Source organism: Pseudoalteromonas sp. MBR-15, from assembly GCF_053628915.1.
This window is the reverse complement of record NZ_JBRJHH010000002.1, coordinates 232068-244663: the sequence shown is the minus strand read 5'-3', so window position 1 is coordinate 244663 and position 12596 is coordinate 232068. Positions and strand designations below refer to the sequence as shown.

Sequence of the window (12596 nt, the reverse complement as noted above, 5' to 3'; positions counted from 1 at the left end):
TATGGCCTTTAAACCACAAATTAAAGTGCCTGCTACTTATATGCGTGGCGGCACCAGTAAAGGGGTGTTCTTTAATTTAACTGATTTACCTGAACCTGCCCAAGAGGCAGGTGAAGCACGCGATAATTTACTTCTGCGTGTTATTGGTAGCCCAGATCCATACGGTAAACAAACGGATGGTATGGGGGGAGCTACATCAAGCACCAGTAAAACCGTTATTTTATCGAAGAGCAGCAAGGACGATCACGATGTTGATTATCTTTTTGGTCAAGTTGCTATCGATAAGGCATTCGTTGATTGGAGTGGTAACTGCGGTAACTTAACCTCTGCAGTGGGCGCATTTGCGGTGAGTAATGGCTTGGTTGATGCCAGCAAGATTCCAGATAACGGCGTTGTAGAAGTTAAAGTTTGGCAAGTAAATATTAGTAAAACTATCATTGTACATGTCCCCATTACCCATGGTGAAGTTCAAGAAACAGGTGATTTTGAACTAGATGGTGTGACATTCCCTGCAGCTGAAGTAAAGCTTGAGTTTATGGATCCGGCTGATGGTGAAGGCGCGTTATTCCCAACGGGTAATCTCGTTGATGAACTCGACGTTCCGGGCGTTGGGGTGCTATCTGCGACCATGATTAATGCGGGTATTCCTACTGTATTTATTAATGCCAGTGAAATCGGTTATGACGGTACTGAGCTTCAAGATGCTATCAATAGTGATGCTTCAGTCCTTGAAAAGCTAGAAACAATTCGTGCCTATGGTGCGCTAAAAATGGGTTTAATTCAGCACGTAGAGGAAGCTAAATCACGCCAACATACACCTAAAGTTGCGTGGGTTGCACCCCCTAAAAGCTACCATGCATCCAGTGGAAAAGAAGTAACAGCCGACAATATTGATTTACTCGTTCGTGCTATGTCGATGGGTAAACTGCATCATGCCATGATGGGCACGGCAGCGGTTGCTATTGGCACTGCAGCTGCGATACCCGGCACCTTAGTAAATCAAGCTGCAGGTGGCGGACAGCGCCATGAAGTAAATTTTGGGCACCCATCGGGTACGTTAAAAGTGGGAGCCGCAGCAGAACGAGTTGGTGAAGATTGGCAAGTAACAAAAGTCAGTATGAGCCGCAGTGCGCGAGTACTCATGGAAGGGTGGGTAAGAGTGCCAGCTTAACAGCTTTCAGTTACAAAAAGTTACATTGTAAATGTGAATAATTGTAAACAGGGATAACGCCTTATGGCACTGTTTTTAGTTATTCACATTTTTTTTTGTAATTTACGGAGGGTTTTTATGTAACCTAATGAAAATCAATGTCTTATTTTTTATTTCTTAGATGAAATACTCTGTGTATTTCTGCATTTTATATTCCATTTTCTTATGAATGTCATAAACATCCGTTATTTTGTCACGCCATAAAAAGGAATTATGCCTGCATAGTTTCTCGGTTACGTTTAATTAATGTTTGATAATAAATTGTAACCTAGTATTTTATTACTGCTAAGCTACAGAAGTAGCCATTAAGGAGAATAACGACAATGCGAATTAATAAATTTACCCCGATAGCAGCTTCTGTTGCTTTATCACTTGGGTTAACGGGTTGTAATTGGTTTGACGACGACAATAAAAAAGAAACAGTCAAGCCGGTTCAAACATTTGAAGGTTCAGCTTCTGCAAGCTTTGGAACAGAAGTAACAGGTCGAGCTGTAAAAGGCTCATTATCAAACGCAGCGGTCGTTGTCAAAACGATGAATGATGCAGGAGAGATGATACCGGTTGCATTTCGTTTAGCAGCTTCTGCAGACGAATCGTTTACAGCAACTGCTAACACACAAGCTGAAGCTGATGCGATGGCAAAAGCAAAAGTTCTTGCTGCAAACCCAGAGTCAGTTTTAACTGCAATGAATGGTGGTTACTCACTATTTGTTGAAGATGATTTTACTGGACCATTATATATCACAGTTACAACCTCATCTGAAGGTGATGACAGTATGGTCAAATGTGACTCTTTCACAGGATGTGGCGACTACGATACAGCACCAGGTGTATCAGAAGAAGCGGGCATGGAAAACAATGGTGATAGCAACATCGATTTCGGCGAGTGGTATAAAGACGATGTAACATTGCAAGTTGTTAAATTTATAAGTGCTCCTGCTGCAGCGGCATCTGTTCGTGGTATGAGTTATGCTGACGGCGAAAATAAGCCAACTCAGTACTTTGCTAATTTAACGTTGTTTACCAGTATTGCTGCAGAGCTTCTACTTGAAGGTGCGGGTAACGGTGAAGCAATTTCTGAAGACGCAATCTCTCAAGCAAGTCTAAAAACATTAATTCAACTACTTGGTCCTGATACTGCCATTGAAGCTGCAGCCTTGTTAGCTGATATTTCAACAGGTGGTGCGGTAGATTTTACCGAACTTGAAGACGGTGATTCATTAGACGCGGGTACATTAGCGCTAATTCAAACTGCTATATCTCTACAATCAATGGCTGGCACGGGTACAAACGGTTCGCTTAATGAACTGATGTCACAGCTTGCTAAAGGTGTTTCTGATGGCAAAGTCGCCGATAATGATGATGATACTGTCAAAGCGGTTGCTGCGGCATTACAACAATCGGTAATTAATACGAGTTTAATTTTTGCAGCCCTTGTAACAGGTGAAGGTGTTGACGAAGCTTTTGCCGCGGTAGCTCAAAGCTTAGGTATAACGGACCCTGACGCTATCGCAAAACTAAAATCGAAAGCAACGAAAGCTGTTGAAAAAGTAGTAAAAGACGCTAAGAAAGCAGGCGCTGATGATGAGCTTAAAGAAACAGCTAAGTATGTAAAAGATGCGCTAAGTAAGATTGGTTGTTCTGGTGAAGAATGTGATGCTGGGGATGACTTTGATTCGAAAGCTGCACAAAAACTAAATGAAAAAGTGATTGAAGCCCAAGCTGATCTAGATGCTGTGATGGCTCTTATTGATACTGCGCAAGCGTCACTTGCCGATGTTACTGAATTAGGTGATGCAGGACTTGAGACCAATGAGCAAGTAATAGCATATAGTTCAGCGGTATATTTACTAAATGGTAATGTAGATACTTACACGGTATGGCAGAAGCAATTAAAATCAGTTAAATCTAAGATGAATGGTATTGCGAAAGCAGCTGCGGCATTTGCAGCTAAAAATAGTGATTACCAACAACTTGCAGATCAAGCTGCAAGTGTCCGTGATGCGGTAGCACAGGAATACGACAACGTTGTGTCATTGATTGCAGGTATCGAAGCTGAAGTTGTACGAGCAGATGAAGCGGTATCGGCATTAGGTTTAGAGTTTGAAGTAACGAAAGCGAATGCGGTAGCTGCAGCAGCTGCTGCACTTGAAGCCGTAACGGTTGCAATGACAGCTGATACAACTTTGGCTACTGCGATGATCGCCGTTGAAGCTGCTGATGTATCAAACCTTGAAAGTGCGACTGCGGCTTTAGAGGCAGCAGAACAAGCAATAGCGGCTGCAACAGACTCGCAAATGAAAGCTGCGGCTTCAATTTCTGCGTCTAATTTATCAACAGATGCTGCCACAGCATTCAAGAAAGTCGCCACTGAAGCTGATGATATTGCAATGGCGGATGCGCAACTCGAAACTGCAGCAGCTGAACTTAAGTCAGCCGCTATGTATGCAGAAAACGCAGATGATGCACTATTAGCAGCACAAGCGCTTTATGATACTGCTATGGATGCAATTGCTAAGTTCACAGTATTAGTCGACGTGAAAGCGGGAACAGAGACTGTTACTCAAGCAACGATTCTTACGAAGTCAGGCGGTAAAGCACTTTTTGATAAAGCTGAAGTAATCTACGACATTCTAACAGAAGCTTGGGACTTAGGTGACGAAGCCGACAATGTACAGTCTACTCGTTTCCCTGAATGGACATACAGCTTTGATAAAGATGCGTTAGAGTTATCGTTGTCTAACGACACAACATCTGAAATGATCAGTGTTAATGGTGTTATTGAAACAGATACACTTGTGTTCGCATTTGGTGGTACAGTTACCACCGAAGATGGAGTCACCGTTATCGTTGAAACGCTTGAGGATACAGCGCAAGCAACGCAAGATTGTGTTGATGTAAAAGACGGTAAGATCGCTGCAGATTTATCTGATTCATGTTTGATTGTTAAATTTAACGATGAGATATCTTCAGATACATTAGTGGATGGTGAAGTTGAAACTATCGAAGCATGGTCTCGAGTTCAAGTAACTGATGGCGATTCTGGCTTTACGGGGATGTTAAGTTTAGAAGGCTCTGATCTAACTAGTCTTGCTAATATTAAAGCATCAGGTATGACCGGTGACACTGAATTTACGGCGATGATTGGCTTAGACAGTGCTGTTGATGAGATGGAAACATACATGGTCAGCGTAGAGCTTCATAACGATATTGCTTATATGATGTCACTCAGTGCTGTTGAAAGTGCTGACTTCTCTGGTTCTGTTGATGCATTATATTCAGGGAAAATGATGAAGTTTGGTACAGTGACTGAAATTACCAATGGTATCTCTATAGAATATATTGATGGTGAAGTTATTGACTACACTGATATTAGTTTTTTAGACATGACTAAGTAATAACGCAGTATAAAAAAGAGGGGAGCTTGCTCCCCTTTATAATAATAAGTGGATAAACTATGAAAAAAACACTACTTGTTATGGCTATAACAAGCTCTTTATTTTCTTCCTTTACAGCTGCCGCAGAGCCAACTACTTTTTTCACCACCCTAGATGCAGAAGTTTACACTGAATCTCAACCTGTAAAGTCTTTTATAGATGACTTTGATGCTCCTTTAAAAAGCGGAGATAGTGCGTTTACTTTTAATATTTTTGAGTTAGGTATTAAAACCCGAAATTATACAGTGGGTGTACAAAGTCGATTTGATTACTTGCTTGAATTTGATCCTGATACCGCACGATACTTACACACAGAAAAAAATGATCTGCCGTTTGAAGAACGTGATTATCGTTATTTTTTAGACGGCAAACAAGCAACTACTAATGGTGTTTTTGTCGCTTATGATTTTAAATTTTTAGATAATAATGCGCTGACAATTACCCCCAAATTCACCATTTTTTCAAGTGCACATTTCCAAGACGCCAAGGTCGATGGCACGGTGTTTAGTGATGAAATTCAAGGAGCTTTGGAGGTTGATTATTATTACTCTAAGGACCTACTTTTTAAGCGATTTACTTCAGATGAAAACCCGACCGGTTTAGGCTATAGCTTCGATCTAAATATTAATTGGCAAATTACACCAGAGCTAGAGTTGAATGTACAAGCTCAAGACCTCGCGTATGAAACAGAATATAAAGAGGCGGGTTTTGTTCAAGGCTATACAACCGAAGTGCCATTCACTGAAAGTGAGAGTAGTAGCATCATTACTGAGCCTACAATAAGGCTTACTACCTCAGCGAATGGTCATGAGGTTGATCATACATTTGAAATGCCAGTACGGATAAAAGCATCATTAAATTATCGTATTAACAACGCATTCTCTGCGCATTTAATGGCTAAACAAATAAAAAGTGACACGTTTACTCAAGTAACTGGACGCTATCATTTTGCAGATACATGGAAACTACTTGGTGGATATGAGAGTAACAGCCAGGCATTTTTAGTCGGAATCGAAAATGAATATATAGGGTTAACTTTGCAAACTGATAGCTTAGATTTAGACGAAGCATATTATGCAAATTTGAATTGGTTTGTTAGAGTGAATTTCTAAGGATAAAGCATGGTAAAAAGAATAGCGCCCTTAGGCATTTTTTTATTTTTGGTAGGATGCGGAGGCTCATCAGAGCAAAACATCGTACCCGAACAAGTCGTGATTAAAACTACCTCGACAGCAAACTTCTACATTGCGCCATGGCAGTCAAATGCTGGCACGCTGATACTTACAAATAACGCAAGTGGTGAACGACAAACGTTTGAAACTTCAGATCTCAATAGTTTAGATATCTCACTAACGAGTCTAGCAAATTATTCAGTTGAGTTTGTATCAAATGATGACTTTGTTTTGTGTCCAAGTTATGAAGGGTGCGGCAGAACGTATCGTGACAATCCTGATGACACAAACGTAAATCGTCAAATTGATTTTGAAGAAGTTTTACCGCTTTCGTTAGATTACAGTGCGTCATTTTTTGCAGCTCCTGGTGAAAATAGGCTATTTTTATCGCCAGTCAGTGCCGTAATTAGCGCTCAAAAGCTAGATGTTACATCACAGAGCGTTAGCGCAACTCCATTTTATCACTTAACACATAGCCAATTGAATGATTCATTAGAAGCTGAACTATTAACTAACGCGTTAAGTTTTGGAGTCATTTTAAAGCGTGCGGCTGAATTAGAAGCAAACTTATCGCAACCTGAGCTTATTGAACTTGAAAGCCAGGCGCAAATTTCACGCTTCCCTGAGTACGCGCAGTATGCAAATCGCTATATTCGTGAAAATTTATTGAATGTAAAAGGAAATCAACTTATTCAAACGGTTGTGGGGAATTTAAAGCAACGTTTAGTTGGATTAGGCAAGGTTTCTGAACTTTCAGCATTAGATGAACAACCCCCCATACTTCAATCGCGCGAATTATTGGATGATATTCGTAATGTTATCGGCGTAGTAAGGTTACAAGAACAACAATACAGCGCTGAGTTGTCGTCACATTTAAATAGCTTCACGAATGCATTGGATGATGATTCACAGTCGGTTGTAGTTGCATTAGCAAATGTACTATTTGATGTACTCTCAAATGTATCGCCCGCAGATGATACCTTACCGGGACTTTATACTGTAAATGGTCTTACAGTGCAGTATCAACATTCCCCTTATCGATGGTCAATTTCAGGGCAATACGATGGCATCGATGTGAATATGGATATAAACGTTCCACAATGGCGGATTAGTAGTCTACTAGGAAATCAAATAACAGGCGTTATGAGCGCCCAAATGAGCAGCAATGAGACTCAGTTATTGGTTGATGTTAGTGAGTTACTGTTATCGTTTGATGGAACGGATGATCCCTTTACAATTTTAAGTGATGATTCTACTGGTGAAGGGACTCTTAATACAGATATTACCTTAGTAAAAAAAGACAGCGAACTTGTAGGAAACCTAAACTTGACACTTAATCGCTTTGTGTCACCGTTTGAAGAATTGCTTACTATTGTATCTGACTTTGATCTTGATGGTGAGTTTTCAACCGCATCGAAAACAACATCATTTAATCTTCAGGCTATTGAGGCTACGCCTTTTATAAATGAGGAAACTGAAAATCTTGTTTTCGCATTACATTTAGGCACGCCACTAAATGGTGCTACAGATTTTGAGTTTGGCTTTGTTGGTAAGTTAACTGCTTTAGCGCAGTTGACGAATACAGATATATTTATCAGGCAGAATAGCCGAGCACTAGATATTAACCTACGAACTGTTGGTAATAATGTAAACGCGGTTATCAAAGGTGCTGATGGCCGATGGTTAGATTTGAAACAAAAAGGACGTAATTTTAGTGGTGGACTTTATTTTGGAGATACCCAGATTGGTGATGTTACTACTGTGAGGGGGGCACCCGGTATCTTGTTCCCTGATGGTACGTTTGAATCATTATTTTAAGTTAAGAAGCGGCATTCATGCCGCTTTTTCGACTCCATAGCATTGCTGTTTCATCTTTTTAATGAAGTTTTCAAATTGGCCGCTTTGTCGTTTTTGCTTGATCTCGTCATTTAAATCTTTCAGTACTTTTTGCCAGTGCGGTGTTGATTTACTAATAGAAAAGTAGAGGGGCTTATATTCAAGTTTTGGTTCAAGCGCAACCAATGATTCAATGATTTGTCTTTTGCCATTAATCGATAACTCTGATTTATAAACACTGGCTTTAAGCACTTCAAGATCTGCAACAATGAGACTAACGCGATTGCTTAGTAGTAGGTGGATAAGTTGGTACTCATTGTTTGCAACGATGGTGTCAATTTGTTTATTATCAATCATTTCATCAAGTTGCTGAGTGTTTTTGTAAGATCTGACAACGCCAATCACCTGGTCTTTAACAGAGTTTAGGTCGCCATTAAAACGAATTTGGTTTCCTTTCAAGGCAACAAATGAGAGATCCCCACCAGGAATCGGTTGGCTGAGAGCTAATAACTCGTTGCGTGTCTTGTCTAAAAAGTTATCTGAAATAACCGTGCTTTCAATAAAGTATTCAGGGAAAAGGATGTCTGCTTTGCCAAGCTCTGCTTCCCTCACTGCTCGTGCCCACGGGTAGAAGCCGATATAGACGCCATAGCCTTTTTTAAGCAAAGATTGAATTGTAAACTGGTAAAGCCAGCCTTTGTTACATAGGTGTTCATCGATATAGGGTGGCCAATCAAGCGTAACAAGTCTTAATACATGTTCGGCATTTACGTTGTAACCATAGCCGTCTTTGTAGCGTACCGCATTTTTGGTAATGACTTCTCCATCTTTTTCATAGGTCACGGGTGTAAGCATTGCAACCACTTGAGTAGAGAAGAAAAAAAAGAGCATTACTAATAATTTCATATTTTTTCTAAGCATTTGTTATGTATATAAAGCTTAGCCTCTTGTTGCAAATATACAACATCGAAAAGTAACCGTGTAAATAGAATATACGCTTAAACGAGTTGGCAGAATTAAAAGCAGGGAATAAAGGGCCGATGCACCCGTTTTTAATCACTGCTATCAGAGGCTGAACTAGGGCGAGCATTCGTATCGAGTAAATTGAGTCCACTTTTAAAATTAGCGTTGTTTTTGGTACAAAACGATCACGTAAAAAATTATAATATTATAACGTCAAGAAGATTAGGAATTATGATGATATTTAAAAGGATATTGGGTGTATTATTTTTTGTTGTTTGCGGTGTATTTACTCAAAGTAGTTTAGCGAATATACACGCTGAGAATGAAGTCTTTATCACGAAAATAGATGAAGGCGTTTGGTTGCATACCTCTTTTTATGTTTATCCTAACGGGACAAAATTCCCTTCGAATGGTTTGATTGTCAGGGAGGGGCAAAGTTTAACCCTGATCGACACGGCGTGGGGAGAGTTACAAACACAACAGTTATTAAGCGTCATTAACACAGAAATAAACTTGCCGATAACCAAGGCACTTGTCACTCATGCACATGCAGACCGAGCTTCAGGGGTTGATGTATTAGAAGCGCGTGGTATCAAAGTGTATTCTCACCCTTTGACGCAGCAATTGACAATTGAGCAAGGGACTGCTGTGCCAAACAATGTGATAGCCGAACTTGCAACAGCCGGTGCACAGGTGAAATTTGGCTCATTGAATGTGTTTTTCCCAGGCCCCGGTCATGCGATGGATAATATAATGGTATGGTTACCAGATAAACGTATCTTATACGCAGGCTGTGCGGTTCGTGCATTACAGTCTAACTCTGTAGGGAATATGGCCCATGGAGATATTCATTCATGGCTGAAAATTACTCAGCAGTTGAAGAATGATTACAAAAAATTACGAAGAGTGGTTCCCGGACACGGTGAAATAGGCGGTTATGACTTATTGAGCCACACCGAAAAACTCATTCTCAATCAACTTAAGTAACGTCAAAACGTTGGGTTTTTAATAAAATTGTTAGGAATATTTCGCAATGTTTAAAAGCCCAATGGCCCCCGTTTATCCCCCTTTTTTTTGCGCGTTAGAAAACCTAAATTCTGTCGCTAACCCTCTTTTATCTGAATCCAGTCTCGCTTTGTATTGTTTGAAACTCGCTTTGCCGAATTTGACTAGTAATGAAAAATGCTCCTTTAGATACTGTTAATTAAACGTAAAGACTTTAACACTAGAACACACATTAAAAAGGTCGAATATGCACACAATAAATAAAAAAGCTGTTGCTATCGCTGTCGCATTAGCATGCTCATTACCGGTATATGCACAAAATAATGATCAGCAAGATTCAAAGTCTAAAGACGTTGAACAGCAGAATAGTGGGTTAGAAATTATCTCAGTAACGGCAACAAAACGTAAAACCAAATTGATGGAAACACCGGTGGCCATCACTGCACTTACAGAGGCTGAGCTTAAAAAAAATGGTGTAAATAACATAAAGGATATAGCGAACTTGGTGCCTAGCTTAGATATTTCTACAGCAACGGATCAATCTGCTCCTGTTATTTCAATGCGAGGCGTGCGTTCAACTAACTTAACTGAGTTAGGGGACCCTGCTGTTGGTGTTCATTTAGATGGTATTTATTCACCAAGAATGCAAGGTGCGCTTGCGCTGATGTATGATATTGACCGTGTTGAGGCGCTTCGTGGACCACAAGGTACTTTATTTGGCCGAAACTCGACGGTGGGAAGTATCAATGTGATTTCCGCCAAGCCTGAATTTGAAAACCAATATGGGCAGTTGAATATTGAAGCGGGCAAGTTTAATAGCCGCAGTATTGATGGCCTTATCAATATTCCAGTAACTGAAGAGTTTGCAGTTCGTTTTTCAGCGAAAGGCCTAAAGCGTGACTCTTACCTAGAGGGTTACTATGACCCTAACCAATATGACACGCGCCGACTTTCTGATGAGGTTTTAAATGCCCCTGTAATCTCTGAAGATTCATACCAAGGTGTTGGACAAACAGTGACACAAAGAGAAAACTGGTGGATTGATGGCGCAGGAACCGATCCTGAGGCTCAAAAAGTTCGTCAGTTAACAGCTGCAGATAAAAGTGATTTCTACAATAACGCAGATGAATATTCTTTCCGTATAAGTACACTTTGGGAGCCGTTGGATGGCAATTTTTCAAACCACACCGTTTTCCAAAAATATGTAAACGATAGTAATAATAACCTTGATTTAGTTAACTGCGATAAGTTACGTGGAAGACCCGCTGAAATGGGAGGTGATTGTACGAATTTCCTACCGAGTGATAACACGTATCAAGCCGTAGTTAATGTGCCAGGAAAGTTGAATCTAGACATAACATACCTTCGTAATACCTTTAACTACACCATAAATGATCAATATGATCTGGTGTGGTTAGTGGGATATGAAGATATGGAAAGGTCTTCAGCACAAGATAGCGAAGTTGGTTTAGACCCTTGGGATGGCGCTACTTATTTCCTAGATGGCACCGGAGCAGAATCATTTTCTACAGAATTACAACTGCAATCAGATGAATACGGCGACTTTATTTGGATTGTGGGTGCCAATTATTTTCATGAAAAAACAACCACAGTTGGTTATTACGATAATCCAATGGATGATAAAGCATTTTGGGACCAGCCAGACCGTTCAACAGATGCGTATGCTTTGTTTGGCCAAGGCACTTATAAATTAACTGAAAAGTTGCATGCGACATTTGGTTATCGCTTTAGTGATGAAACGAAGCAGGATAAAGGCGGTCGTACCTATCGTTGTTCAAATGCTGATGGCTGTGCTGTTGGTTGGTTAAATAGAACAGAGCTTAACAATCAACCTGTCGATTATTATGAAGATCCGTCTATTTATGCGTCGTACTTTGAAAACGACAATAAAGGAAGTTGGCAGCATCATGATTTTCGTGTTGGCTTAGATTATGACATCTCCGAAGAAACAATGCTCTATGCCTACCTTGCAAGCGGATTTAAAGCGGGTGGTATTGGTGATGTTTACGAAGTGGTTAATGATAGAACGGGTGAAGTAACTCGGTTTGAAACAAAATTTGATCCCGAAGAAGTGCTGACCTGGGAATTCGGCGCAAAGTCTAGCTTTTTTGATAATTCATTGAACCTAAAAGCTGCATTTTTCTATACAGATTATACAGATATGCAATATGCGTCAGTGGGATCAATTGGTAATGTTGAGCGCTTGTCTGTTGTTGAAGATGAGGATGGGGCACCTGTAATCGGTGAAGATGGTCAGCCAATTCTTGATTATCAGAATCAGCCTGTAATTGCTTATTATACTCAAAACGTTCCGGGCTCTACGATTAAAGGTCTTGAGTTTGAATTTGACTGGAAACCCTATCCAAATGGGCGAATTACTGGTTACGTGACCTGGACTGAGGCAAAAATTACGGAAGATTGGCACACTAAATGGGATTATGATTCTGAGTATTTGTTTAATATTTCTTATGAAGAATCTAAAGACCCTGAAAATACATTGCTAACGACTAACCTTAGAGGTAATAACTTAGCAATGACGCCAAAATACACGGCTAACATTAGTTATACACATACCTTTGATTTGGGTGAATATGGATTTATTCATGGTTGGTTTAATGCCAGCTGGAAAGATAAAGCGTATACAACCGTGTGGAATCTCGATAAGCATTTGGATGATATGGATTTTGCAGTTTCAGACGAAGCAACTAAATACATAGACGATAGCCGCGATGCCTTTGCTGTATACAATGCCTCTTTAAAATATGAGCCAAAAGAGAAAAACTGGTATGCAGAAATGTTCATCAATAATGCATCAGATGAGACGATTCAATACTGGAACAATACCAGCAAGGGTATTCCTAAGGGCAGCTTTGGCATGCCTAGGTATTATGGTGTAAGAGCTGGATTTTCATTCTAACCCCTCTATTTTACGCTCCCATATTTTTAATATGG

7 protein-coding genes are annotated in these 12596 nt (G+C 40.1%); 6 read left to right on the top strand and 1 reads right to left on the bottom strand.

The annotated features are described in order from the left end of the window. Position 1: 1 nt before the first annotated feature. The 4 genes from prpF to ACSSVW_RS04140 all read left to right on the top strand — a co-directional run bounded on the left by prpF (position 2) and on the right by ACSSVW_RS04140 (position 7637). Positions 2-1171, top strand: coding sequence for a 2-methylaconitate cis-trans isomerase PrpF (prpF, locus tag ACSSVW_RS04155; protein WP_454178904.1), 1170 nt, complete (start codon positions 2-4; stop codon positions 1169-1171). Positions 1172-1533: 362 nt separating this feature from the next. After that, the gene (locus tag ACSSVW_RS04150) at positions 1534-4608 is read left to right on the top strand and encodes a hypothetical protein (protein ID WP_454178903.1); all 3075 of its coding nucleotides are present in this window, start codon (positions 1534-1536) and stop codon (positions 4606-4608) included. Positions 4609-4667: 59 nt separating this feature from the next. After that, positions 4668-5759: a hypothetical protein gene (locus ACSSVW_RS04145; RefSeq protein ID WP_421418348.1), complete on the top strand. Its 1092-nt coding sequence runs from the start codon at positions 4668-4670 to the stop codon at positions 5757-5759. Positions 5760-5768: 9 nt separating this feature from the next. Continuing rightward, positions 5769-7637 (top strand): hypothetical protein, encoded by a 1869-nt coding sequence (locus ACSSVW_RS04140; protein ID WP_454178902.1) that lies wholly within the window; start codon positions 5769-5771, stop codon positions 7635-7637. A gap of 15 nt (positions 7638-7652) precedes the next feature. Here the strand turns inward: ACSSVW_RS04140 and ACSSVW_RS04135 are convergent, their stop codons facing one another. Next, on the bottom strand, positions 7653-8561 hold the full coding sequence (locus tag ACSSVW_RS04135) for a substrate-binding periplasmic protein (protein ID WP_036968026.1): 909 nt from the start codon (positions 8559-8561) through the stop codon (positions 7653-7655). A gap of 288 nt (positions 8562-8849) precedes the next feature. On the opposite strand from ACSSVW_RS04135, the gene bla reads away from it, so the two are divergent. Together bla and ACSSVW_RS04125 are read left to right on the top strand one after the other, a co-directional pair. Further along, positions 8850-9605: a subclass B1 metallo-beta-lactamase gene (gene bla, locus ACSSVW_RS04130; RefSeq protein WP_421418346.1), complete on the top strand. Its 756-nt coding sequence runs from the start codon at positions 8850-8852 to the stop codon at positions 9603-9605. A 265-nt stretch (positions 9606-9870) separates the two neighbouring features. After that, positions 9871-12561: a TonB-dependent receptor gene (locus tag ACSSVW_RS04125; protein WP_036968029.1), complete on the top strand. Its 2691-nt coding sequence runs from the start codon at positions 9871-9873 to the stop codon at positions 12559-12561. Positions 12562-12596 lie beyond the last annotated feature (35 nt).